Consider the following 26630-nt stretch of genomic DNA (forward strand, 5'->3'; position numbering starts at 1 on the left):
CTCCCTTCTCCCTCTGCCCTGCTCCCTGCTCCCTGCTCCCTGCTCCCTGCTCCCTGCTCCCTGCTCCCTGCTCCCTGCTCCCTGCTCCCTGCTCCCTGCTCCCTGCTCCCTGCTCCCTGCTCCCTGCTCCCTAAAACCCGGATATTTGTACCTCACAAGTCCTAGAATTGCTATATAATAAGTTGCTGTAAGCTTTTGTAAATTTTTATTTTTTTTGCATGGTAAACTGTCTCTTATTTTAGGGTTTGTTTTGCAAGTAAAAGCTAGCGCTATTTACTACTTGAAGAGACGAAATATTTTTTATGCTTAGCAGAATATGCTGCTACGCAAATCATCATCAGATTGCCTCTTCTATATATATGTGCAGAACTGTCAGAAAGTGTGACACCCTCCCGAAAAAATTTTCAAAAAAAAAAACAGGGTGCTTGAATTTTCAATAGCAGCACCTCTAGAGGAATGAGCCAGTCAATGTCACAGAATCCTTGAAAAGGCACATTAATATATAGCCTGGCGATCAGACTCTAAAGCTGCTAGTAGGCGCTGAAAGAACATGCGTACTAATTTTGCGCAAAAATTCTTTGGGGTAGGAATTCTACTCTGAGTTAAAACCTGCTGGATAGTTTGTAGCGTCTAGGCAGGTACTCAACAGGAAATCGTCGCTATTTTAACACTCGTCTTGGATTGCTCAATTACTATGTCAAAGAATCACCAGAAAAAACCAAGTAACCACAACTTCCCAGTTTGGCAGATTACTTTACCGCTCTGTGGAGTCCTGATCTTTGCTATAGGAGCTATCACCACAATCTATATGATCAACGGTCGCTACCTTTTTCACCTAAAGGCTACTCCCAAGGAACTCGAAATCATGACTGATGTAGACAAAAGGGAAATCACAAACAAATCAAAAACAAATCAAATTAGGACAAGCGATCAATAGACTTCGCTAGTTTTTCTGGGAGGTCTAATCAACAAGGGGGTATGGCAGGTGTAGTGAGGAGGGGAGTGGGAATAAGCTGTTAGCGATTTAAATTCTGAATCGGGGCGCTTTGGGGAGATGGGCAGAGGCTATGACGGGGTGACGGTTACCCTACACCGGAAAACCCACACTCTTTCCCCTACTCCCTGCTCCCTGTTCCCTGCTCCCTAAAACCTAGGACGAGTTACCTGACCCAATTCAGAACTACAATAGATTAACGACCAATACTCACAATCCAGGTACCGACATAAGTGGGTAGTGGAATATCACCAGCAGCTAAGACATAACAAACGAAGTAATAAGTACCCCCATCAGGGTTTTTGACATTGGAAAATACTAATTCCACATTTTCATTGGCTGGAACTGGCTCTTCCATGTAAATCTGAAGGCTATAATTCTCTTTGTCCCAGACTACTTCAGAGACCGGGAGGGATTTACCGTCAACGCGCACCTCAATTTTGTCCACGTCGAACTTACCATCGTAGTAATCTGGATAAGAAATAGAAAACTGAGCAACTCCCAATTCCAGTTTCTTCTTGGGAATCTTCAAGCGGTAACGATCCCAGTAATTGGGGGCACCGTTAAAATCTAGGTGATATCTCAGGATATTTTCCCGCTTAACACCACTCCAGAGTACCAATCCGGGATTACTCTGGGCTAAGCTCCGAACCGATAGCCCGGTCAAGACACAACCAGCTAATGCGATCGCGGAAATCAGACGTTTGATGGAAGATTGTGTGGATAGCATAAATCTAATGCTGCTGACTTGAGCTGACAATTAACAGTTATTTGTTTTTTCACTGTACTACTTATATATATATACGCAAAAAAAAATATATATATATACGCAATATATCCCTAATACGTAAGCATTCAGCGGTCAGCGGTCAGCAGTCAGTGGTCAGTGGTCAGCGGTCAGCGGTCAGCGGTCAGCTTATTTTATTCAAAAGCTGTTCGGTGTAGCTTGGCCACAGGCCCACAGCTGATAGCTGATAGCACCTCAAGTAGCGTGCGCGTAGCGCTAATCGCTGATAGCTGATAGCTGATAGCACCTCAAGTAGCGTGCGCGTAGCGCTAATCGCTGATAGCTGATAGCTTACCCTAATACCAATTTCAAACCCTATCGCTACACCTTAATCACTCACTACACCCTATTACCCCATCACCTATAAATCGATCTGACTAGTAAAGATTACCTACGACAACTGAGTGCAACAGCACAATTCCTAAAACAAGTTAAAAATAATCCTCTCTTTTGGCAGATCACCATAGGATCCAAAAAGAGATCCGGTTATGGGGAAACATGTATTTGAACAGTCAGAGAAATTTATATAGAGAAATTGATGCCAGCAGTTCAAATTCAGCAAGAGGCCATGCCTGGTGTTGGATACCACGACAAGTAGCATACAAGGACAAGTAGCACAGATGGGAAGCCAGTCAGCTGATCATAAGTGAGTTAATCGCCCAGGCTTAAAAGCATTGGCGGTGTCAGGGAGCAAACTGATCCCGTTCTAGTTGAACTTGGGAATCCTCTAAACAGGGTGAACATCCCCCAGCAAGAAGAAGCTACCAGTTGCTAAAAACCACTCGAAATCAAAAGAAATAGAAGGATAGATTGTCAACAAGGGACAACATTTTTCAAAGAAGTTGTTACCTGATTCTATTTACCGAAAATAGTTACGGAAAACAGTTATTATCGTCAGTTTTCCTGATTCTTGTTGTCCTCACCTAAGGAGTATTTGTCACCCATGACCAAAAGCTATGTTAGGAGATACGGTGGCCTTAGCCCCTGAAAGTGGCTGGTCTGGACATCCTTTGCCTGATGCCTCTAGACCCACCTTAGTGATCAATGAATTTTCCGTCGTTATTCCATTTAGACAACTGAAGGAGAGTCAATGACCCTAGCCATTCCCAAAGAGGCTGAAACGTCAGATTTACAGCCAACCAAAACTCGCATGAAGGTTGGTATCCCGAAAGAAATTTACCCAGGTGAATGCCGGGTAGCTGCTACACCGGATACAGCGAAGGTGCTCCAGAAACTTGGCTTTGATGTGCTGATTGAATCGGGAGCAGGAGAGACAGCTAATTTTCCTGACAATGCTTACGAACAAGCAGAATGCCAAATCATCCCTGATGCGAACAGCCTTTGGTCAGAGGCAGATATTGTCTTAAAAGTGCGTCCCCCTGAGATGCATCCAACTCTAAACAAGCATGAGTCTGAGTTGCTATCGGAAAATGGCACTTTAATCAGCTTTATCTGGCCAGCCCAAAACCAAGAACTGCTGGAACAACTGTCAAGCCGTAAGGCTACAGTGTTGGCTATGGATGCGGTACCCCGGATCACGAGGGCGCAAAAGATGGATGCCCTCAGTTCTATGGCCAATATTGCTGGTTACCGGGCTGTGATTGAGGCAGCCAATAACTTTGGTCGCTTCTTTACTGGGCAAATTACTGCAGCAGGGAAAGTTCCCCCAGCTAAAGTGTTGGTGATTGGTGCTGGGGTAGCTGGACTAGCTGCTATTGGTACCGCTAAAGGTCTGGGTGCTGTTGTGCGCGCCTTCGATACCCGCCCCGTGGTTAAGGAACAAGTGGAAAGCATGGGGGGAGAGTTCCTGGAACTGGACTTCAAAGAAGACGGTACAGGATCTGGGGGCTATGCCAAGGTGATGAGTAAAGAGTTCATCGAGGCGGAGATGGCATTGTTCGCTGCACAGGCTAAAGAAGTGGACATCATCATCACCACTGCCCTGATCCCCGGTAAAAAAGCACCGCTGCTGATCACTGAAGAAATGGTAGCGAGTATGAAAGAAGGCTCAGTGGTCGTAGATATGGCAGCTGAGCAAGGGGGTAACTGTGAAGTTAGCAAAGCCAATGAGGTCTACAAATACAAAGGTGTGACCATCATTGGTTTAACTGACCTACCCAGCCGTATGGCTACTCAATCTAGCCAACTCTATGGCACCAACCTTTGTCATCTCCTCAAGGACATGGGTGGTAGTGAAAATTACCGTGTCGATATGGAGGATGAAGTGGTTCGGGGAGCCTTAGTGCTAAACGCTGGGGATGTAACCTGGCCCCCACCCAAGCGGCCTACACCTCCAGCACCTCCCAAACCCGCACCGGAACCCCAGACTGCGGTAACTAAAGAGGAGTCTGTGCCAGAGACTAAGAAATCAAAGGGTATCATGGGCTTGCTCTGGCCAGTGTTAGTGGGACTCGCCTTAGTTGGCTTGGGAATCGGAGCACCACCTTCTTTCCTCTCCCACTTCACGGTATTTATCCTGGCCTGCTTCGTAGGCTGGCAAGTGATCTGGAACGTAAAACCAGCCCTGCACACTCCGTTGATGAGTGTTACTAATGCCATTAGCGGCATCATCATCATTGGTGGAATGCTGCAAATTTCCGGCGCAGCCACCTCACCTACTACTATTCTGGGTGCGATCGCAATTTTAGTTGGAACCATCAACATCTCCGGTGGCTTCCTAGTAACCCAACGCATGCTCAAGATGTTTCAGAAATAGGTTAGACCCTTGAAGGTTTGAAGGTTGAAGGTTTGAAGGTTGAAGGTTTGAAGGTTTGAAGCTTTGAAGGTTGAAGGTTTGAAGGTTGAAGGTTGAAGGTTTGAAGGTTTGAAGGTTACAGGTTGAAGGTTGAAGGTTTGAAGGTTTGAAGGTTACAGGTTATCTTATGAACCTACCCTTCACCGAAGGCCAAAGGCCAACAACCAAACCACCTACCCTACACCGAACGCCAAAGGCCAACAACCAACTAACCTTGGCCTATTGGCCACGCTACGCGAACATTCAACATTCAACATTCAACATTCAACATTCAACATTCAACATTCAACATTCAACATTCAACATTCAACATTCAACCAACTAACCTTAAACATTCAACCAACTAACCTTCAACCTTAACGTTGAACACCATAAAACTAAGGAGACTATGTCAAATAATCTGTTGACAGTTGCCTATATTGCAGCTAGTGCTTTATTCATTCTCAGCCTGGGGGGATTATCTAACCAGGAAAGCGCCCGTAAAGGTAATATTTACGGGATTCTTGGAATGCTGATTGCTTTTGTTGCGACTGCCCTAAGTAGCAATGTAACGGCATACCTCACTCTGGGAGGGATGATTCTACCAGGAGTGATCATTGGTGCGATCGTGGCATCTCGGGTAGCCATGACCTCCATGCCAGAACTGGTAGCAATTCTCCATAGTTTTGTCGGTCTTGCAGCTGTACTGGTGGGTATTGCCAATTACCTGCAAGGGGGGGAATCCCTAACGGGTGCAGAAGTAACTATTCACCAGTTAGAAATTTATATTGGTGTGTTCATTGCGGCAATTACCTTCACCGGTTCAGTGATAGCCTTTGGTAAACTACGAGCTATCATCAGCAGCAAACCCCTAATGTTACCAGCACGCCACCTACTCAATCTGGCTATGCTTGGGGCTGTAATCGGGCTGGGTTACCAGTTCATGACAGCAGAGGGGACGGCTGGTCTGCAACCCTTGTTGATTATGGCTGCGATCGCATCAGTGTTAGGCATCCACCTGGTAGCTGCTATTGGGGGTGCTGATATGCCAGTGGTCATCTCCATGCTCAATAGTTATTCCGGATGGGCCGCTGCAGCAGCAGGCTTTATGCTGTCCAATGACCTGTTAATTATCACTGGTGCCCTAGTAGGTAGTAGTGGTGCTATCCTCAGTTACATCATGTGCCGAGCCATGAACCGCTCCTTCATCAGCGTGATTTTAGGAGGCTTCGGCGAAGGTGCAGGAACTACAGCTAAAGCTAAAGGTGGTGATCAGCCGGAAGGTCAAGTCACCGAGACCACAGTAGAAGATACCGTAGAGCTGCTACAAGGGGCCAAGAGTGTTATGATTGTTCCCGGTTACGGCATGGCAGTAGCTCAGGCTCAGCATCCGGTGTCCGATATTACCAAGATTTTGAGGAATGCTGGTATCAATGTTCGCTTTGGCATTCATCCAGTTGCTGGACGACTACCAGGACACATGAACGTGCTGCTAGCTGAGGCAAATGTGCCTTATGATATCGTTCTAGAAATGGATGAGATTAACGAGGACTTCCCAGAAACCGATGTAGTACTCGTGATTGGTGCTAATGATACCGTTAACCCTAGTGCCATGGAAGACCCCAGTAGCCCAATTGCTGGGATGCCAGTCTTAGAGGTTTGGAAAGCTGGTACAGTTGTGGTGATGAAACGGGGAATGTCCAGTGGCTATGCTGGCGTTGGCAATCCCCTGTTCTTCAAAGAAAACACCAATATGCTCTTCGGTGATGCCAAGACTAACGTTAGCGCTATCCTAGGCAAGCTCGTAGAATCTAGCCGGGACAGTGCAGCATCTAGCTCAGGAAAAGTCTTAGCTACATCCTCTGCGGGCTGAGTAAGGGTTAGAGGGGAATGACACCCTCGTTAAGGCTCAAACCTTGACTTGATGTCGAGTGTGGCGGAAGGTAGGAGTGTGGAAAGGGGATATTTTATGGTAAAAATTCCCTGCGATTCTCTCCTCCTTCTTCTTCCTCTTCCCTATCTTCGTAAGCATTAGCTGTTGGCGTAGCCTGCGCGTAGCGCATATGCTTACATTTTATCTTTGATTTCAACAGCAAGATAACGGAAATAATTGATATGGGTTTTTCTGTAGACGTTACTAGCAGCAACTACGCCACTGAAGTTTTAGAAAAGTCTTTTGAGAAGCCTGTATTAGTAGACTTCTTTGCTACGTGGTGTGGCCCTTGTCAACTCCTAAAACCAACCTTAGAAAAACTAGCTAAAGAATACGACTTTGTTTTAGCCAAAGTTGATATTGACCGCAACCAAGATTTAGCAAATAACTTTCAAATTGAGGGAGTACCCGATGTCCGAATTGTCACCAATGGTGATATGATTCCTGGTTTTGTCGGGGTTTTGCCAGAGATTCAGTTGCGGGAAATGTTAGCTAGGTTAAATCTGAAGTCTGAGCTAGACATTGGACTAGAAGAAGCTCGGGTTGCCATGGCAACTGAGGATATATCCCGAGCCAAACAGCTGTTTGAACAGCTAATTGCCAAGTATCCAGAGAATCAAAGTTTAGTCATTGAAGTGGCCAATTTTTTGGTTCACATTAATGAGCCAGAAGAGGCAACCATACTCTTAGAAACCATTCAATACAATGATCGAGAATATTTCCCCAGAGCTCAGGCAATCAGAGCATTGATTCAATTTAAGCAGCAGGCGAATCCTATTGGGGAAAGTGAATTAGATCAGTTATTTGCTCAGGCATCTCGGTTAGTTGTAGAGGGAGACTATGAAGCAGCCCTGAAAATCTTTTTAGAAATTGTCAGTAAACATCGTAACTATAGAGATGATGGTGCAAGAAAATCCATGATTGCGGTGTTTGATGTGCTGGGTAATGACCATCCCCTGACGAAAAAGTATCAGCGGGAGTTGATGCTATCCCTATATTAGTTTTGGCTAAGGGTTTAATAGGGAAAATCGAAAATAAGAATGCTCTTCCGTAATTGTTATGCTAAATAAACAGTCTGTAATAGGGAACAGGGAACAGGGAATAGGGAACAGTGGGAAGAGGCTGTATTCAGTAACTTTTGTTAGTTGAATAGCATAATTTTCCTTGTACAGTAAGCTTTATGAGTTTTTTTAACTGGAACTTTAGCATAAAAGGTACTGAAGAACCAATAAAAAAAATAAATCTCTTATCAAGTAACCAGTTACCAGTAACTGGTTGCATGTAACTTGTTTTAACCTGAAATATCAGTAGGGTAATCTGTATGAGCAGCTTCTAACTTCATCAAAATCTTTGGCTTCAGCTTTTGAAACTCTTGCTTAAGTATGCGTTTGCTCAACATTGCTTGATTAGTTGAGTTTATTGTCTTAGACGAATTCGCCCAATCAATGAATAGCTGGCGTTGGGCAGGAGCAATGGTTGAGGTCATGACATTAGCACACTTTTCTGGTTTTGATTGATCAAAAAACAAAATACTGTAATATCCAGTATCTCCCAAAAGTCTGATTATGTTCTGACCCTGATTTGTTTTGAGGTCTAAGTAGCAAGGAAGCCAACAAGCACCGTGGTAGCGATTATGCACTGCGGTAATCCATAGCACCATTGGATGAGGTAGAATAAGATACAAGAATTGGTTGTAGCGTGTACTAACCTGACGGTTCTCAATCTCTTCTTTAGTCAGCATCACCCAGAGGGTAGGAAAGGTTTGGCTTGTGGTACGAATTATCTTAGAAAAGACAATAGATGCTTTAGGCTTGTCATCGGGCCAGGAGGTTTGCCGACAAATATCATTCCCTGATACGGGAAGTATTTGTGTTACCTTACTCAGAGGCTTCTCGGATAGTATTGTTTGAATCCGATGACCCAGATAGCGACCGCGATCATGACCTTCGTTTAATGAATCCAATGTTCGTAGGATAATCCCGACATTTTGAGGACGATCAGATACCTCTTTCGCTATACAGGTCATGATTAGCTTCTCTAGGGACTTCGGCAGCTTTAGCTTGGGGTTAATCGATGCAAATGATTTAGGTGGGCTGAAGTGATGAGCTTTGTACCAACTACCAAAGGAATGATCTTCTGGAAGAATGGGCATGTGACCAGTTAACATCTCAAACATCATCACCCCTAGACTATAGATATCAGAGCGTTTATCCAGTTCCTTTCCCTCCATTTGTTCCGGTGAACAATAGGCTAGGGTACCCATAAAAGAATGGGTTTGAGCACCATCAAACTGAAGAAGCTTAGCAATGCCAAAGTCAAGGATTTTGATCAGTTCACCGAAGGAGGAATCTTCGACAACGATAATGTTACTGGGTTTAATATCACGATGCACAATTGGAGTGAGTGTGCCTTTAAATACAATGCCTTGGTGAGCACATTGTAATCCCAGACAAATTTGACGGGCAATATGCAAAAATCGGGGTAAGGATAGGGTTTTAGTGTGAATTATTGCGCTTAAATTTCCCCCTGCCAAGTATTCCATGACGTAGAAGGAAATATCGTTTTCATCTATGCCATAGTCCCTAACTCGCACGATGTGATTGCTTTTCTCACCAAGCAAAGCGCAAATCGTTGCTTCCCGCTCAAAGCGATCGCGCATTTTTTGGTTCAATAATGTATGGGAGAGAAACTTGACAGCAACGGTTACACCTCCGAGGAGCATATCTTTGGCTTGATACACTTGACCCATAGCACCTTTGCCGATCAACTTGACCAGTTGATAGCGATTGGCGAGTAGACGACCTTTGTTAGGGTCTGTGATCATAAGTTCCTTGGTGAAATCTGGAAAATAACGTGTTCATGAATCATTAGTCTCTAGTCATCGCTCATTGGTCATTGGTCATTGGTCATTGGTCATTGGTCTTTTGTAAATACCAGCAGACTTAATGTGGATCACAAAAAACTAAGGACTAAAGACTAAGGACTAAACTGACTAAGGACTAAGGAAGATGAACTAAATAGCAACGGTCACAGGTGTACTGCTATTAAAACTCCCTTAATTCCAGAATACTTCTATTGTGGCTGACGTTCCAAAGTTGCTTCCATTGTGCTACTGAGATAATGACCTGCCATAATGCTACTGGAGAGGTAGTATATATTTTCATTACGTTGATACCGGGTTTCAAAACCACTGCGTCGTTGGGGATCCCCTAATACCCAATACCGTTGCACAATGGATTCTCGAGCCACCCAGCCTTCTCCCTCGACACGACCTAGGAGGCTATGCTGTAAGACAAAGGTATACTTCTGGTCGCCAGTATCGAGACGCCCTAGATACTGGCAAGAGATATCCTCCCGTTCACGATTGGGAAAAACCAGTCTTGTGACCATGGTAAACCAGTTTTCCCGACTCCAGGTAACCATCGTCCCACCTCTGACTACAATTAATTTTCCATTGCGTTCCAGCCAATTGCCCCGAAGTCTCCAGCATCCTGCCTCCAATAAAAAGGTGTGAGCCACGGTGTTACTCTTTATCTGTTACTGAATATTACTGCTACAAGCCCTCTCATCGTTCCCCACTCATTCTAGCTGCTATCCTTAAGGTTGTGGGGTTTACCCCCTCAGGTTATACCATTGGCAAACTTCCGGGAGTAGCCCGACTCCTACGGAGTAACAGACAAACTAGTTGAACTCTCCCACAGTCTCAGCCAACGGGGATTCTAAGCTGATATGGCAAGAGCAGCTTATTAACTGCATTTGACAACGCATAGGAACCCTAAAATACCCAGTTTTAGGATGAGTGGTGTTGCGATCTCGGAGAATACAGGTTTCCTAGACATACAGCCTCTGAAGCACCGGTTACTTGAGGGAGATTGCCGGGAATACCCAGGTTACGCCAATGAGCCAAAACAGCAAATGCGATCGCTTCTTTAAAATCCCGACTTAACCCAACCTGGTCAGTGGTTAATACTGGCACCGAATCTAGTCTAATTTGCAACCGTTGCTTCAAGTATAAATTGCTTGCCCCTCCACCACACAATAGTACTTGATCTGGCATTTGAGGCAAGAAGTTGCGATAGCTCTCAACAATAGAGGCAACAGTGAGTTCTGTGAGTGTTGCCAGGAAATCAGCAGGAGCAAGGTTATAGGCTTCACTTTCTACCAAACACTGCTTGAGATAATCTCGACTAAACAACTCTCGTCCGGTAGATTTTGGGGGCGGTATATTGAAGAACTCTTGAGCAAGCCACTGTTCGACGAGAGCCTCACAGGGAGTGCCACTTGCTGCCCACTCTCCATTGTAATCATAGGTTTTTCTACCGTTGGTAAAATACTCGACAGCCAGATCTAACAGGGCATTCCCCGGACCAGTATCCCAGCCATATACCTGTTCCAACCAGTTCCCTTCACTAACTGGCAAGTAAGTAACATTACCAATACCACCAATATTTTGGATACATCGGTTATGGGTAGATGACCGGAGCAAACAGGCATCTATCTTAGGAACCAGAGGCGCACCTTCTCCCCCAGCAGCAATGTCAGCCACACGGAAATTGCTGATGGTCTTGATACCGGTAATCTCAGCAATCACCTCTCCCCGTCCCAGTTGAAGGCTATATCCCAGAGTCGTTAGAGGTTGAAGGTTAGCAGGTTGAAGCTTAGTAGGTTGTTCGCGTAGCGTGGCCTTTTGGCCAAGGTTAGCAGGTTGAAGGTTATCAGGTTGTTCGCCTTTGGCGTTCCCGTAGGGTAGGTTAGCAGGTTGAAGGTTAGCAGGTTGAAGGTTAGCAGGTTGTTCGCCTTTGGCGTTCCCGTAGGGTAGGTTAGTAGGTTGAAGGTTATCAGGTTGTTCGCCTTTGGCGTTCCCGTAGGGTAGGTTAGCAGGTTGAAGGTTAGCAGGTTGAAGGTTATCAGGTTGTTCGCGTAGCGTGGCCTTTTGGCCAAGGTTAGTTTCCGTTGCAGGTTGTTCGCCTTTGGCGTTCGAGAAGGGTAGGTTACCAGCTTGAAGGTTATCAGGTTGCAGGTTGTCTGGAAAACCTTGGCCAAAAGGCCACGCTTTCGGCAAAGCCGTTCGCGTAGCGTGGCCTTCGGCCTCCGCTGCGCGAACGCGAACAACATTCAACCGGCCAACTTTCAACTCGGAAGAACTTTCAACATTCAACCTGTCAACTTTCAACTCGGAAAAACCTTGGCCAAAAGGCCACGCTACGCGAACACCCTTGACCCCTAATGGTCGATGGTATACTGTTTGACCATGGGAACCAATTAACTCAGCGGGGGGTAACCCAGTCCCAATTGCCAATGCTGCTTGGGCAAATTGAAATGCGATCGCATCATCCAATGCTGCCAATTCGGCCATGGATAGGGGAGTGCCAGTACAGACAGCTAGAATTTTCTCCCTGAGTTCAGTGGGGTAGCCATAGGTAGCACCAGCCAGTAGCTCAATCTTTAAATCTAAGTCTGAGCCAGAAATCTCTACTAGTGCAGCATCGATGCCATCTACAGATGTACCGCTCATTAAGCCAATTACACGGGTCATCTTAAAATTGTGTTGGGTTAAGGTAAGCTAAAAGTACCAATATAGGATAAATACTGCAACTGATGGGTAACGGATGTAACGGATAGGAGGAGAGGGAAAATAAAAACAGGTTTATTTTTAGCCTTATGTTAGCTACTGACTAGCAATTAATGTTTAGTTAGTCTATCGCTAACTATTTATTGTTCATTTCTAATATTACCACCTAACAATAACAAAACCCCTAAGACTTTAAGCGCAGGAATCAAAATAAGTTGATAATAACTTTAGCTTAGCTATTTTAAGATTTGGGTAATCGTTGGATTTTGGCGGAAAGTGCAGCAAAAAAACCCTAAGCCCGAAGGAACGGCTCAGGGTGGTAATTAAATTTCATCTACTTCTTTTAACTCCACCATTTCTGCCACTGTATCCGGAAAACAGAAACTCAAATAGTCCTTTTCCTATTCCCGTCCTACCCTGCACCGAAGCGCTAGCGCGTCTATGGGCTTTTGCAGTTTCATCAAGAACCATTAGCCCCATAAAGCACACGAGCATTATCACACAAAATCCCCATAGCAACTGACTCCGCCTCCTTAGCAGTCAAATCCCCATCCTGAATCGCTCCCTCCAAAACCTGTGCCAATACTATCCGTGCCCACTTGGCTCCCAAGTAATATAATTCCGGGATATTGTGAGCATCAGAAGAATACATCAGTTTACTGGTTGGGACAAATTCCAATAACTGTTGCGCCACGCTACGCATCCCAGCTACACTTAAAAAAGGCACCGCTAACCCGAAATCTAAATATACTTGAGGATAGACGGCTGCTAGATAACCGGCTTCTTGGGTATAAGGATAAGAGCTATGCAGTAGGACAATCGGAGCGTTACGGAAGCGTTGGTCTTCCAAAAGCGAACGCATATAAACTGGATTAGCCAGCGGTAAGTCTAAATCTGGGTCACCAAACCCTGTATGAAACTGCACAGGTATTCCATGTTTAGCTGCAATTTATAGCGCTTGGGTAATCAAAAAATCAATTAAAGGCTTATCTACCAGCCGCAAGGGTTTTCCCCTCAAGACTTCTTGCTTGAAGGCATCAAAACATTCCTGAGCTACCTCCTGTGGTATCATTTGGATATCCAAACCTGTACGATAGGCAGCAACACTCTTGAAGCCTACCACTTCTGGTAGGGGTGGGTCAATGTTGTAGCGGAAAGTTTCTAGGAAGGTAGCAAAGTCATCTATCTCAGCGATTAGATTTTCTGCTAGATATTCCAAACGAAGGATGTGCTTGACTGCCACAAATTGTTCATGCCATTCTCTAGGAATAATTTTATTTGGTAGCAAACCATCATCTAAGAAAATTGCTTCTAGTTGAGATGATTTAAAACACTCCTGGGTGAGTTTTTTCAAGCCCAATGTCTGGCGACGTTTAAGAATTGCCTCTTCCTCTGGTTCACACTCTAAGAGTTGGGAAATATCCCGAAGGCTTCGTTTGTAGAAAAGGCTGTGACGGGCATGATGATTAATGATATCAGGGTCATAGGCTTCACTGAAGAAGGCAGGATAGGGATAATTCGCAGCAGCTTCAGGAGTTAGCAGGTTGTGAGCGTGTTGGTCAATAGCGGTGATAGTCCACAGCTTAATCATTTCACATTATTAGATGCTAGAGATAATTGTCTGGTAGTTAACGTAAAAAAAAGTTTATTGAACTACGAAGGCAGGAAGTCCCCGAAGACCCCTAGGGTCTGTTTGGAGGATTGGTAGCGATCGCTTTAGTTGTTGGTGGGGTAAACCATTTGGATGGTGATACCTCTAACTGTGTATTTGGTAACTGTGTCTTTGCTAAGATTGCTGGTAATATTATGACAGTAATCCCTAATTTTAATTCAACTAGAATACTGCTTAACCACCAAAGATGAAAAATTTCCCGTTTAAAGTAGTAGTATCCCTAGCTACTTTGCTCACGACAAGTATGGCTAGTGGTAATGCTCAAACTGTCGTTGCTCAGATGGATTTTGACCGCCGTAACGCCTCGACAGAGAAACTTGTGGCACAAGGGAGAATAATCAATGAGTTGTGGCAACAAGCCAGTCAGTTACGAGGAATTGGTAAGTATAGTGAAGAGATAACGATACGGTCGCAGATTGTAAAACTTCAGCCAGACTCTTTCTTAGCTTGGTATTGGCGAGGGGATACGTTGAGTAGCTTGGGCAAGTACGAAGCCGCGATCGCTTCCTATGATCAAGCGATTAAAATTAAGCCCAATTACCTTTTAGCGTGGTTTGAGAAAGGCAAGGCAAACCATGAACTCAAACGATACGATGCGGTGATTACTGCCTGGAAGCAAGCACTTTCAATTCAAGCCACATCAGAATTTGAACAGCAGTTGGTACAGACAATTATTCCTAAAAAAATTGCCAGTGTGCTGCTTTATGATTTAAAACGGTATTCTGAGGCGATCGCATTCTACAACCAAGTACTGGAACTGGATGCCAAGGCTGCTTCAATTTGGATTGACCGAGGCACGGCTTTTTACAAACTTGGTCGATATGAAAAAGCAATCACGGATTTTGACAAGGCGATTCAACTTGATGCTCGAAACTCTTTGGCTTGGAAACAGCGAGGATTTGCCCTCTATCGCATCGGTCACTACGAACATGCGATCGCTTCCTTTAAAAAAGCAGCAAAATACGAGCCTGACGATGTGGAAGTAGCTGGATTACTGACAGTTTTACAAACTTCAGGAGAATCTCAAAGGGAGTTACAAACCTCACAGCAAAGACTCGTTGCGGTTCGCACTGAGATCAGCACGGCTGAAGAAAAACTCCTTCTCCTTAGCAGTGAAACCCAGGCAGCAACAGCACAGCTTGAATCTTCTCAAGCCCAAGTGCGTCAATCTCAGCAGCAGTTAGTGGCTCTCAGAGACAAAATTAAAACCGCACAGTCACAACTAGAATCTTCTCAAGCCCAAGTGCGTCAATCTCAGCAGCAGTTAGTCGCTTTCAGAGGCAAAATTAAAACCGCACAGTCACAACTAGAATCCTCTCAAGTAAAAGTGCGTCAATCTCAGCAACAGTTAGTGGCTCTCAGAGGCGAAATTAAAACTACCCAAGAACGGTTTAAATCCTTCAAGGCAGAACGCCAAAGTTTAGACCAGAAACTAGTGGGTATGCGAGGGGAAATCAAAACTTCCCAAGAACGGCTAGAAGCCTCTCGCCGTGAACAACGAGGCTTAGACCAGAAACTAGTGGGTATGCGAGGGGAAATCAAAACTTCCCAAGAACGGCTAGAAGCCTCTCGCCGTGAACAACGAGGTTTAGACCAGAAACTAGTGGCTGTGGGAGGGGCAATCAAAACTTCCCAAGAACGGCTAGAAGCCTCTCGCCGTGAACAACGAGGTTTAGACCAGAAACTAGTGGCTGTGGGAGGGGAAATCAAAACTTCCCAAGAACGGCTAGAAGCCTCTCGCCGTGAACAACGAGGTTTAGACCAGAAACTAGTGGCTGTGCGAGGGGAAATCAAAACCCTACAACAACAACGAAACACTTTCCGCACTGAAGTACAGACATCACAAGAACGTTTCGTTGCTCTTCGAGGAGAAATACGCAGTTTGGAAGAGAAAATAAATGTATCTCAGGGAAAATTACGTCAATTAAACGATAAAAAGCAAGTTGCAGCCGAGAATCTACGTGTTGCAGAAATTCAGTACTGTGGTTTACAAAAAAAGCTGAGTGAATTGGAGTTAGGAATAAGCGGAATCAGGGGGACACAACAGGCATCATACAAAGTGAAACGTTACCCTCTTGCCAATTAAAGATAGGGACGGTTGCGATTAGATCAAGTGTAAGCATTCAGCCGTCAGCTATCAGCGTGTCGCGTATCAGCTAATGGGCTACGCCCACGCTACACCGAACAGCTAAAGGTCTGTGGCCACGCTACGCGAACAGTTTATGCCCATAGCTTAGGCTACTAATGGTGCTTGTGAATAAAATAAGCTGACGGCTGACGGCTGATAGCTGAATGCTTACGATCAAGTGGGATTTTTTATCCTATCACGTCCCCTTTCTAATTTAAAATATAAACAAGTATGCCTAAGCATTCAGCTATCAGCTTTAAGCTTCTGCTAGCTGTTCGGTGTAGCGTGCGCGTAGCGCATTAGCTGACGGCTGAATGCTTACCAATATCAATTGATTCAATATCGCTCTAATAAAAGCTCGACTTCCTCCTCCAACTCAAAATCTTTCATTGCCTCCCACTCGGCTTTCCTTACCGCTAGATAGGCTTGAGCCAATTCTACTCCTAAGGCATCCAAAAGTACTTGATCAGCACTTAAGTTACCAATCGCTTCCCCTAAATTAGTTGGCAATAACTCAATACCCCTCTGACTACGTTCTAATTCTGTCAAATGTCCTGGATCTACCGCTACGGCTTCTCCCAATTCCAAACTGTTACGAATTCCATCCAAGCCAGCCGCAATTACTGCTCCCAAGGCTAGATAAGGATTAGAAGAAGCATCAACAGTTTTCAGTTCAAAATTGGTTGGACTCTCACCGTCTGGGTTACTCGGTACCCTGACCGCAGCCTCTCGGTTATCGATTCCCCAACAACGGAACGCGCCACTCCAACAATGAGGGCGAATCCGTCGATAAGAATTAGTACTGGGTGTGGTTAGTGCCATTAAAGCAGGTAAATGGTGTAAAATTCCAGCAATAAACTGACAGGCGACTTTGGAAAGTCCCCCATCCCCTTCTGGATTGAGTAACAGGTTTTTGCCATCCCGCCATAGGCTGAGGTGGAGGTGACAACCATTACCAGCTTGGTCAGCTAGGATTTTGGGCAGAAATGAGGCAACCAGGTGATGTTGAAATGCGATCGCTTTTACTGTCTCCCGAAAGGCTATTTGTTGATCTGCCGCTGGTAGGGCTTGGGTGTATAGTATAGAAATTTCCTGTTGACCAGGACCACATTCTGGGTAATACTGCTCTACGGGCATGCCTTGCTCGACCAAGGCTTCAGCAATGTGGTCAATCACCTGCTGATGTTGATCCATTGCCAGCGTCGAGGCAAATACGGTATTGTCTACCGGTAGAATACCCTCAGGGGTTGGCTGCAGCAGGTAAAACTCATTTTCAAATGCAGCAACTACTTGTAAGCCCTCACTTTCCGCTTCTGCTACCATCCTTTTGAGGAAGTTTCGGGGACAATACGGCCATGGGCTACCATTGTTGACCATATCCCCAAACACACGGGCATGACCAGGAGCATAGGGTAAGGGGGTTAAGGTTTCCCAATCCGGTACTAAGCGGATTTCACCGATGGGTCCCAAGCCACTGCCTGGGACTGGGACATCATACATCACCGGTAGAGCTTGCTGGGCTGCTGAAATGCCCACACCGTGCTTGAGGTAGTCTGGTAAGGTTTTCCAGTGGACTGCTTTACCACGGATGATGTTAGCATTGTCGCACCAGAGGATACGCACAAATCGAATACCTAGTTCATCTATAGTGTTCAGGATTTTATTTTTCATTAAAAATTTTTTTTAAGTTATTAGTTTTTGTGGTTTTTAACTAGTAGCAAATATCCTCTCCAAAATCTAGACTCAGTATAGAATAATTAATAATTAATGGTTACTATTGTTACTAGTTAATGGTTACAGGACTTAAGCATAAACCCGGTTTCTTAATATAATTACTGGATATCAGCCTTTGATTTATAACCAGAAACCCGGTTTGAAGGGTCTTGGTGCGTTAGTGCTGATTACTGATACTACTGATAATGAGGTGCATTGATGACATAGCACTTTCTTGCCCCTCATCCTACTAATACCACTATTACCCATCATCCCCCTATTCTTGACCTCCTTACTACCAAGGTCAAGACGTATCGGTCAGGGATAAAGCTGAGATGGGAATGCTCAAACTGCTATCTTGGAATGTGTCAACTTGTCCATCCTGGAACGACTGAAGACTATGACACGAAAGATTATCCGTACCCCCAATGCCCCAGCACCCGTAGGACCATACAATCAAGCGATCGCAGTCAGCGGTCAAATGATTTTTGTCGCTGGTCAAATTCCCCTTGACCCTAGCACCGGTGAGATTGTTGGTGGTAATGATGTCGCCAAGCAGACAGAACAGGTAATGGCTAATCTTGAAGCTATCCTAGTCGCTGCTGGAGCTAAAATCCCGGACATAGTCAAAACCACGGTATTTCTGGCAGATATGAATGATTTTGCCACAGTAAATCAGATCTATGCCAAATACTTTAACGAGGAAGAGGCTCCAGCTCGTGCCTGTGTTGAGGTTTCCCGACTACCTAAGGATGTTTTAGTCGAGATTGAATGTATTGCTGTGATTTAGGGCTTGTCTGTCTTAATCTATACAGAAAAATCAATGGTATTTATCTAATCGATTCGATATTGAATTTGGAATTTGGCGATCGCTCAGTAATCATGCCTATAATCATGCCCATTTGCGAAACGAGCTCTCTGGGAGATCGCTACCCAAATACCTTGGAGAATTTACTTTGCAGACAAGCCCTATTCTCTATGCAGTTTCCTTCATTATGGAGAGATTTTATAGTCCGAATTGCAATTGTAAAAACTTAGTTTTGTCAAGTACAATTTATACCAAATCACTGGGATTACCCTAACATTTATAACCGTCGCAGTGATCCCATAACTATCTCTTTCTCTAACTACAGAGCCTACCCCATCACCCTTAGCGAAAGTGGACTGAGCGCTTTCAGAGAAATAAATTGACGGATTAGAAGAAGTCGTTAAACCTCAAGGGGTGGAAATCACAGGTACGATTTTTGACATCAAAAATGACAAGAGTAAGTTTGTGTCGAAAAATCAACCATGGTTGATTTTTTTTTGCTCATGATTCTTATTTTAATTTATGTAAATCTTAATACTACATATGGAAGTGGGTAATGTGGGTTATAACAATCAACAATTCTGGATTAAAATACAATCCATACACAGGATGGAAACCATGAGATATTTCATTTTGATTTGGCTCGGGCAATTAGTTTCCCTAATAGGCTCTGGGCTAACGCGCTTCGCCTTAGGAGTCTGGGTTTATCAAAGTACGCAGTCTGTCACATTGTTTACCCTAATCACTCTATGCAATACACTTCCGTTGATTGTAATTACTCCTCTAGCAGGCTCTCTTGTAGATCGCTGGCCCCGCCGTTGGGTGATGATTCTCAGCGATTCTGGTAATTGTATTTGTACCTTAGGAATTGCAATTCTGCTTGTAAACAACAGCTTGAGCATTTATTATGTTTACCTTTTAACAGCAATAAACTGTGTACTCAATACATTTCAGTGGCCTGCCTATGCGGCAGCCACAACTCTTTTGGTTCCCCACGATCAGCTCAGTCGAGCCAGCGGTATGACCCAGGTAGCAGAAGCGATCGGACAGCTGTTTTGCCCTGTATTAGCTGCGGTATTGCTGGTTAGTATTGGACTACAGGGGATTATTGCCATTGACTTGATTACGTTTAGTTTTGCTTTGCTAACGTTGCTGCTGGTTCGCTTTCCAGAACCCAAGAACGTCGATTTGAGTTTAAATATTAGCATTAAAGCTTTGCTTGGGTAATTTTTTAATGGCTGGAATTATATAGCCATGCGACCAGGGTTATTAAGCCTGCTTGTTTTTTTTGCCACCTGTAATTTTTTGATTGGCTTTATTGCAGTTTTGTTTGCGCCTCTAGTTTTATCCTTGTTCTCAACGGTCGCCTTTGGTTGGATCGAATCCATTGGGGGAATGGGAATGGTGTTAGGTAGTTTGACATTGATTGTCTGGTCGGGAACAAAACGATATATCGATACTATGTTCGTGCTATTTTTGGCGCTCGCTTTATCTGTAATTGTAACGGGATGCCATAGTTCAATTCTTTTGCTGGCGATCGCGAATTTTGCGCTTTATTTCTGTGCGCCAATTATCTTTAGTTGCAGTCAGGTCATTTGGCAACAAAAGGTTCCCCCTGAACTCCAGGGAAGGGTATTTGCGCTAAGACGTATGGTAGCCCGTTCCTGTATTCCTCTGGCCGCCCTTATAGCAGGTCCTTTAGACGAACTTGTCTTTGAACCCCTTATGGCGGTTAATGGACAATTAGCCAATAGCCTCGGTAAAATTATAGGTACTGGAACTGGCCGAGGTATTGACTTGATTTTTATTGTGGTGGGGATCTTGATTGTGATGATAACCATTGGCGCTTATCAGTATCCGCGATTGCGGTTTATTGAAGATGAACTTCCCGATGCGATCCCCACCCCCGAATCCGCTACTGGTTCAGCCTAATTAACTTGAATCAGCTCAATCCCTTACCAATTAAAGGCTTGAATGATTTTTACCCCATCGTATCAAACTGACGGTGTAAAGCTTTCGAGCTTCCATTGAACTGGATGCTCTCCAGTGCCCCGAATCCTCACTTTTCTGATAAACAAGCATCTGGCTGAGCAATCATTTGTTGGAGTACCTGCTGGAATTTGCTGATGATTTGTTCGACCATCACCGAATCAAAACGCGCACTGCCGTAAAAAAAGGTTCCACTCAGTCCCCCATGCTCCGCTGATGTTGAGGAGAGATGGGTTTTGGTATTTTCCCAGAGGTGCAGTCCTAGTTCGTAGCGACTGGTTTTGATGGGGTACTTCAATGACTCCATCTCTAAATTGGGGAAGGCGAGGGGTTTGAGGCTAAATCCGTGGTACGCCAGCAGGAAGTGGGCAAGGGGATTGCGGGCATCGGGTTCTGGAAACGGCAGATCGGGGAGCAGTTGGTTAAAAGGAACCTGGGGGTGGGCATAGGCTTGAACAGTCACCGCTCGAATTCGGGACAAAATAGTGCGGTAGGTTGGGTTTCCTCGCAAATCAATGGGGAGTACAAGAACGTTTACTAAAAGTCCCATCAAGCCCTCCAGGTCGCTCCGATCCCGATTGGCTGTTGGTGTGGCAATTACCAGCTTCTCAACTTGAAAATAACGATGAAGACAAATGCTAAATACTGCTAACAGCACCATAAATAGCGTTACCCGTTGGCTTTGGGCGAAGGTTTGGAGAGCGATTGTTTGAGTCCTATCAATGCGAACATCAAGGCTACCTCCATTATGACTGTTGTTAAGGTCTCGATTCCGCACAGGAGGCAAGGTCAAATCAGGCAGATTCTGAAACGTCCGCCGCCAATAAGCTGTAGCTTCAGCCAGACGAGTACCCTTGAACTCAGAGGTCAGTTCCCGAACAAAGTCCTGATAGCGCAGCCCCAATGGCGATAAAGGAGCTGGAAGCCCCTTACAAAATGCATCATAAACTTGACTTAACTCCTCGTAAAAAATTCCCATGGACCACCCATCAACAATAATGTTATGTAGATTGAATAAAACAATCCAGTCATGGGAAGATAGCCGCAATAATAGCGTCCGAAATAACGGACCGCAGGACAAATCAAAAGGAGTTTCCAGTTCCTGTACCAAATAATTTTGGGACAAAGATTGGCGCTGTGAAGGCGGAAAAGATTCCAAGTCCAGAACGGTCAGCGCCGCCTTCATAGAAGTGAGCACCTGCAAAACCTGCTGCTGTACCACAGTAAAAGTTATCCTCAGAACTTCCTGTCGCTCCACCAGATAATCCAAAGAACGGCGAAAAGCCACAAGATTCAGTTCACCACGAAATCGAATCGCCCCAGGGATAATATATACAGGTCGCCCCTTGCAGCCCTGTTCCATCCGCCATAATCTTTCCTGTGCCGGAGTAAGGGGCAAAAACTTTTTCTGTTCTCGTTTCAATAACTTGAGCAACTGTTCTCTTTTATCATCCATAATTAAGCTAACACGCATCTAAATTGAAGGCTACCAACTTAAGCCGGGACAGCCAATGGTGCAAGGCTTCCAGCCCACAGGGATAGAGGCCATTCCCTAGGCCGAATTTGTCCCTGGTTACGTTGGTAGCCTGACAGCTTACCACCGCTTCCCCTAACTCAACCGACCGAGCATGGCTTCCACTTCCTCATCGCTGAGGTTGTAAACCTGCTGACGCAGAAACATTTCCTCAACATCCTGGCTCTGGTTTGGAGGTTGATCAATTACGGGCTTATTCTGGGTTTGAATGGCCTTCGCTAATTCTGCGGCTGTGGAATAGTCAAACAGAGCATCGGGACCCAAATCGACACCAAAAATATCTCGAATGCGGGACGTCACCATAATTGCTTGCAAAGAATCACCATTGAGTTCGAAGAAGTCGTCCTCAAGTCCAATATTCTTCACCCCAAGCACTTGACAAAATATCTCAACCACTTTTGCTCCGGTATCCGCTGAAATCCCTTGTTGGGATTCAAACGAACCTTGGACCGTCTCAGTTCCCTCCACTCTGTGAGATTGCCATTGGGCTGCCGTAAATTCCCGCAGTTCAGGCAAAGCGCTTTCCTTGAAACGCACCATTGTCTTCGCTTCGTTCCGGGCCCGAACCCCGGCAAAATCCTGGGTAGACACTAGAACCTGGGGTAAGGATTGGTTGAGGATGCGTCGGAAGGCTTCAGCTCCTTCAACTCCACTCATCCCCTGACGCAGCTCAGGATGAAGGTCTGGAGGGGCAACGGGACTTGATGAAGTCTCGTAAACTTCAGCGGTCACTTTCTTCAAGGTAAAACCTTCAATGCTGGCACAAGTCGCACCCGTAGAATCTAGCAACAAAATGTCCACAGAGAGAGTTGCCGCACCCGATTGGCCCTTATCTAAATAACGGGCATAGGCTGTTATTTGCTGGGGCAGGGGGTGATAGAGTCGCAGTTTCTTATAGCTAAAGGGCAAATAAAAAGCCTCAGGAGTCGAAGCAAAGCTCGTCGCCAAATCCAACATGGCCGGATGGAGATGGTAATGCTCCAAATCCTTTTTATATTCGTCGGGCAAGATAACTTCTGTCAAGGCTTGGTTCTGCCCAACAAAGATATTCGACATTGATTTGTACCAACGCGGACCCACACAAACATCACCAAAACATTTTAGTTCCTTTATGCTTGCCGCAACTCCCATCTCTCTGGGCCGCTCCTGAGTAAGAGACCGCTTTAAAGCTTCCAGATTATATGCTATGGTTTTGTTATCCTCTGGCAATAGGGTAACCAGATTTCCCCGAGCATTTTCATACCAACCTGTCTCGGGCTCCAAACTAAAGATAGTGAAGTCGCAAGCCGTTTCCCTTTCTTCAAGGACAATTCTTACTTCCTTGTGGGTAGATTCGGGAACTAATAGGGGTTCCAGGAAATAAACCCCCCGCAGCTCCACGCTGGTGCAGGGTTGCCAATCCTGATAAGCTGCCCGAGCAAGCTCCAGAAAACCGGTACCCGGCACTAGGGGGCGATCGCGCAATCGGTGTTCGGCCACAATCCAATGGCGTTGGGTGGAAAGCCGAGCATGATATACTCTTCGCCCCGGTCCAGCATCTACGCAATATTCAAAGAGGGGATGGTTAACCCAGGTTTGGCGAGCTGCCGCAATGCTCGAATCCATCAGCAGACGCATGGCAGCCCCCGCTTCGCTCCAAATCCCCCAGTTTATAGAACAAACAAAGGTATCGCTCTGTGAGTTCATTCGATGGGCAAAAACATCCTGAAAAGCATTAGCTGCACAGTAGTCTGCTTGCGCATAAAGCCCAATGGTAGAAGCAAGAGAAGAACTCATGACGAAGAAATCTCGCTGGGGATTATCGGTCAATTCAAACAGAAACTGAGTTCCCCATACCTTAGGTTGAAACACCCGATGGGTCTTTTCCGGGGTTTCCAGCTGCATCAAGCCATCGTCCAGAACCATAGCGCAATTGATGACTCCATTGATGGCCCCGAAGTGAGTTTAAACTGTGGCAATTTGGGTTTGGAGAGCATCGCGATCGCCGATATCGGCGGTCAAAACCTGCACCTGGCCTCCAAGCTGCTCGATCTCCAGAAGGCGACGTATGCGATGGCGGGTAATTTCTTCTGGATCTGCCTCCCTATCCCAAGCTTCCCCAGCTCGCGCCGGAAACTGGGCTATAATCAGGGCTGTATCCGTTGCGGCTTGGTTCTTGGAATCTTGAGGTAAGCTTTCCACCAGAGCGAATCCTTGCTCCCTCAAAAGAGTTTCCCAAGTGGATTGGCTTAAGAGAGGCGAACGCTGACGAAGATGCCGATCTTCAAACTGCCACCAGCCTTTGGACAAACCCCAAACCATATCTACCCAAGGTGGGGTGTGAGTGGCCTCCACTAGTACGAGGGTTCCACTAGGAACCAGGAGGGACTGGAGATTGAAGAGGGTACTCTCAATCTGAGGGGTTGCATGAACCACATTGAGGGCCAAAATTATGTCAAAATGACCTAATTTAAAGCCCCAATCCAGAGGATTGTCAGAAATATCAAACACCTTAGTTTCGATGAAATCAAATCCCCATTCTTGGCTGCGTTGTTTGAGCTGTTCTACGAAGGTAGGACTGATATCCGTAGCCTCGCAATTAAACCCCAAAAAATAGGTATAAATCGGTATTTAATACCATAAAATGGACATTGACATTTTGCTAGCGCTAGAGTAATATTCAAGTATAGGACTCAGATTTGATAATGCCCAAAAGTGTAGGAGCAACAAAAAGAATATCGACCCAGATTGTTCCTGTGATGGGGATGACTGAGCCGGTTGAGATTGAGTTGTTGTCCACGATGAAGAAACTGGGCACCGTCAGATCTGAATCTTACAACAAGCTGGGCAGTATTAGTCATTGGGGACTTGACTGGAAAAAAGCTTATCCAGAAGTCAGGAGTTTTAGAACTCCTGAATCACTAGGACTGCCATCGAAATTAATGGAGTGGACTGTCAGTGATGTAGCTAAAACTATTACGGCTCAACAAGCTGCTTGCACTGAAGCGGTAATTAAAAAAGTTTACAAAAGGTTCCCTGGAAAAGAGAACAAAAAAAACAGAAAGGAACTTTGTAAACAGCTAAAAACCTTGGCCTTACTGGATAACCCACTTCTCCATCGACTGGTCAGGAAGGAGTTCCAGAGAGGGCACTCTTGGGTCAAAAATCAAATAGTATATCAACAAGGAGGGTACAAATGCAAAAGGCTCTCCCGCAATACCTATCAACTAGAATTAGCTGGATTAAGAAGAGGAAAAAGAAATAAAATAGTTGTTAAGTCTAATCGCAAAATTAAAGGTCAGATTAGATTAATATACAACACAGACATTGGGCACTTTTAAATTCACTTCCTAGCAGACCATGGGACTATAGATATTCCTGCAAACCGTAAAGCTGTTGGGATAGACAAAGGCTACACTGAAGCTTTCTATGATTCAGAAGGGCAAGCTCACGGTAAAGGACTAGGGAAAGTTACTACCCAAAAATCCGTTCGCGTAGCGTGGCCTTTTGGCCATCGTATATGTGCCAAGAACCGCAACAGAGGGAAGCTCTGGGCGCTTCACCGAAAGTCAGAAAAGATAGACCCAGCTAAGTCGGCTAGAATACTCGAAAATAACCTAACTAGAAAAACAGAAAATCGCCGTTACAGAAAAAATCAATCAGAACTTACGGCAATAATAGGAGCAGCTTCTAAGTCTCTTTTTGATGGAAAATCCTTAAAAGTATTTGCAGAAGATTTAACACAACCGATCAGAAACAAACGCCAGTCTAAAGCCGTGTCCCGGAAACTTAATAGTTGGATGAAAGGGGCTATGCGGGACTCTTTGCAGAAATGGGCTGATTGGACTGGCTCGGTTGTTACAGAAGTTCAGCCTAGTTACACGTCGCAAATTGACTCTAGGAATGGCACCCTATTGGGAAAAAGGACTGGGGACAATTTTACCGGATTTGACGGGGTCGTGTTGCAGGCTGACTATAATGCTGCCAAGAATATCCTTGTTCGTGGTACCGATAAGGAGATCACCCGGTACATGAATAAAACTGAGGTGCAAGCAGTGTTATTGCGCCGTACCGCGCGTTTCTTGAAAGGGATGGGACTGAGTCTGCTTGATGCAGTCGAGCTGGGATGGCTTGACCCCAAACATAGCAAAACTAAGGCTTTCAAGCAACTCCTGGTCGGGATGCCAGGAACGTCTAAATAGATGAATGGCAGGCTTAACTCCAATTGCTGTATGACCATTTCTCACTTAGACCACAATAAATTGCACCTTGACTGTTTTGTACGGGTTTATCCCGATTAATTACGGTTGTGCGGCTCGTTCCTAGGAAGAGCCTTCTGAAACAGAAGGGGTAAAACTAGGGAGATTCGCGGGATTAATATCCCAAAAATCTTAACTATCCTTCGGATGGTGGTGAAAATCCACTCCTTTAAGAGATAAGTGACTCCCTACCTTGGCCACACCGAGCGGGCGGCAACCCACAGAGTGAAGCTGGCACCAGGACAGAATCAGAGGTGAAACAGATTATCCACACTGCTGTTAACGGGGAGGCGACATGGGTAAATAGGTCCTAGAAAAATGTCTTAATTAAAAGCCGCAATCTGAACAACAAATGCGAGACTTTATTCCTTCATTCTCACAACGTCTTAACCGGGATAGTTGTAATCTCTGAGAAGGGAATAGGCAGAATGGACCACCCTAAATCGCCAAAACAATCTGGAAGATGGAACGAGTAAAAACGACAGCAAAAATGGGTCTGTAGGCCGGTCGTACCTACGGTAAGTTATG

General features: G+C 45.2%; 22 protein-coding genes and 1 pseudogene. 12 read left to right on the forward strand and 11 right to left on the reverse strand.

From position 1 onward, the window contains the following. Positions 1-694 precede the first annotated feature (694 nt). Complete coding sequence (locus F6K49_RS13940; RefSeq protein WP_293097459.1) at positions 695-937, forward strand: hypothetical protein; 243 nt, start codon at positions 695-697, stop codon at positions 935-937. A gap of 253 nt (positions 938-1190) precedes the next feature. Here F6K49_RS13940 and F6K49_RS13945 read toward each other — a convergent pair whose 3' ends face one another. Beyond that, entirely contained in the window at positions 1191-1724 is a 534-nt protein-coding gene (locus F6K49_RS13945; RefSeq protein WP_293097466.1) for a DUF2808 domain-containing protein, read from the reverse strand. Between the two features lie 1013 nt (positions 1725-2737). On the opposite strand from F6K49_RS13945, the gene F6K49_RS13950 reads away from it, so the two are divergent. From F6K49_RS13950 to F6K49_RS13970, 5 genes are all read left to right on the forward strand, one after another. Further along, positions 2738-2875 (forward strand): hypothetical protein, encoded by a 138-nt coding sequence (locus tag F6K49_RS13950; RefSeq protein WP_229423957.1) that lies wholly within the window; start codon positions 2738-2740, stop codon positions 2873-2875. Positions 2876-2931: 56 nt separating this feature from the next. Further along, positions 2932-4497, forward strand: coding sequence for a Re/Si-specific NAD(P)(+) transhydrogenase subunit alpha (gene pntA / locus F6K49_RS13955; RefSeq protein ID WP_293097505.1), 1566 nt, complete (start codon positions 2932-2934; stop codon positions 4495-4497). A 166-nt stretch (positions 4498-4663) separates the two neighbouring features. Then, on the forward strand, positions 4664-4861 hold the full coding sequence (locus F6K49_RS13960) for a hypothetical protein (protein ID WP_293097472.1): 198 nt from the start codon (positions 4664-4666) through the stop codon (positions 4859-4861). Between the two features lie 63 nt (positions 4862-4924). After that, entirely contained in the window at positions 4925-6388 is a 1464-nt protein-coding gene (pntB, locus tag F6K49_RS13965) for a Re/Si-specific NAD(P)(+) transhydrogenase subunit beta (protein ID WP_293069238.1), read from the forward strand. A gap of 242 nt (positions 6389-6630) precedes the next feature. Continuing rightward, positions 6631-7449, forward strand: a complete 819-nt coding sequence (locus F6K49_RS13970; protein WP_293017291.1) for a tetratricopeptide repeat protein — start codon at positions 6631-6633, stop codon at positions 7447-7449. Positions 7450-7739: 290 nt separating this feature from the next. Here F6K49_RS13970 and F6K49_RS13975 read toward each other — a convergent pair whose 3' ends face one another. From F6K49_RS13975 to F6K49_RS13995, 6 genes and pseudogenes are all read right to left on the reverse strand, one after another. Then, a complete protein-coding gene (locus F6K49_RS13975; RefSeq protein WP_293017292.1) occupies positions 7740-9272 on the reverse strand; it encodes a serine/threonine-protein kinase in 1533 nt (510 codons plus the stop codon). Positions 9273-9520: 248 nt separating this feature from the next. Continuing rightward, a complete protein-coding gene (locus F6K49_RS13980) occupies positions 9521-9967 on the reverse strand; it encodes a hypothetical protein (protein WP_293017293.1) in 447 nt (148 codons plus the stop codon). 271 nt (positions 9968-10238) lie between these two features. After that, positions 10239-11621, reverse strand: a complete 1383-nt coding sequence (locus F6K49_RS13985) for an anhydro-N-acetylmuramic acid kinase (protein ID WP_366514180.1) — start codon at positions 11619-11621, stop codon at positions 10239-10241. Positions 11622-11675: 54 nt separating this feature from the next. Further along, a pseudogene (locus F6K49_RS53355) lies at positions 11676-11984 on the reverse strand (anhydro-N-acetylmuramic acid kinase); the annotation flags it as partial. A 496-nt stretch (positions 11985-12480) separates the two neighbouring features. Further along, positions 12481-12969 (reverse strand): amidohydrolase family protein, encoded by a 489-nt coding sequence (locus F6K49_RS13990; protein ID WP_293097508.1) that lies wholly within the window; start codon positions 12967-12969, stop codon positions 12481-12483. Further along, a complete protein-coding gene (locus tag F6K49_RS13995; protein ID WP_293069240.1) occupies positions 12970-13611 on the reverse strand; it encodes a hypothetical protein in 642 nt (213 codons plus the stop codon). Between the two features lie 268 nt (positions 13612-13879). Here F6K49_RS13995 and F6K49_RS14000 point away from each other — a divergent pair, with 268 nt between their 5' ends. Beyond that, entirely contained in the window at positions 13880-15778 is a 1899-nt protein-coding gene (locus F6K49_RS14000) for a tetratricopeptide repeat protein (RefSeq protein WP_293083496.1), read from the forward strand. Between the two features lie 378 nt (positions 15779-16156). Here F6K49_RS14000 and F6K49_RS14005 read toward each other — a convergent pair whose 3' ends face one another. Then, positions 16157-17491, reverse strand: coding sequence for a glutamine synthetase family protein (locus F6K49_RS14005; RefSeq protein ID WP_293017297.1), 1335 nt, complete (start codon positions 17489-17491; stop codon positions 16157-16159). Between the two features lie 400 nt (positions 17492-17891). Here F6K49_RS14005 and F6K49_RS14010 point away from each other — a divergent pair, with 400 nt between their 5' ends. From F6K49_RS14010 to F6K49_RS14020, 3 genes are all read left to right on the forward strand, one after another. Then, positions 17892-18323, forward strand: a complete 432-nt coding sequence (locus F6K49_RS14010; protein WP_293017298.1) for a RidA family protein — start codon at positions 17892-17894, stop codon at positions 18321-18323. Between the two features lie 636 nt (positions 18324-18959). Beyond that, positions 18960-19568, forward strand: a complete 609-nt coding sequence (locus F6K49_RS14015) for an MFS transporter (RefSeq protein ID WP_293017299.1) — start codon at positions 18960-18962, stop codon at positions 19566-19568. 78 nt (positions 19569-19646) lie between these two features. Continuing rightward, positions 19647-20273 (forward strand): hypothetical protein, encoded by a 627-nt coding sequence (locus tag F6K49_RS14020; RefSeq protein ID WP_293017300.1) that lies wholly within the window; start codon positions 19647-19649, stop codon positions 20271-20273. A 127-nt stretch (positions 20274-20400) separates the two neighbouring features. On the opposite strand, the gene F6K49_RS14025 is transcribed toward F6K49_RS14020, so the two are convergent. From F6K49_RS14025 to F6K49_RS14035, 3 genes are all read right to left on the reverse strand, one after another. Next, complete coding sequence (locus tag F6K49_RS14025) at positions 20401-21786, reverse strand: condensation domain-containing protein (RefSeq protein ID WP_293097484.1); 1386 nt, start codon at positions 21784-21786, stop codon at positions 20401-20403. A gap of 153 nt (positions 21787-21939) precedes the next feature. After that, the gene (locus F6K49_RS14030) at positions 21940-23793 is read right to left on the reverse strand and encodes a KR domain-containing protein (RefSeq protein ID WP_293097511.1); all 1854 of its coding nucleotides are present in this window, start codon (positions 23791-23793) and stop codon (positions 21940-21942) included. A 15-nt stretch (positions 23794-23808) separates the two neighbouring features. Continuing rightward, positions 23809-24453, reverse strand: coding sequence for a class I SAM-dependent methyltransferase (locus tag F6K49_RS14035; protein ID WP_293097487.1), 645 nt, complete (start codon positions 24451-24453; stop codon positions 23809-23811). A 95-nt stretch (positions 24454-24548) separates the two neighbouring features. Here F6K49_RS14035 and F6K49_RS14040 point away from each other — a divergent pair, with 95 nt between their 5' ends. Both F6K49_RS14040 and F6K49_RS14045 read left to right on the forward strand, forming a co-directional pair. Beyond that, positions 24549-25184 carry a hypothetical protein gene (locus tag F6K49_RS14040; RefSeq protein WP_293097490.1) on the forward strand — a complete coding sequence of 212 codons (636 nt, stop codon included), beginning with the start codon at positions 24549-24551 and terminating at the stop codon, positions 25182-25184. A gap of 471 nt (positions 25185-25655) precedes the next feature. Beyond that, positions 25656-26045, forward strand: coding sequence for a zinc ribbon domain-containing protein (locus F6K49_RS14045; protein WP_293097493.1), 390 nt, complete (start codon positions 25656-25658; stop codon positions 26043-26045). Positions 26046-26630: the final 585 nt, after the last annotated feature.

Source organism: Moorena sp. SIO3I6 (assembly GCF_010672095.1).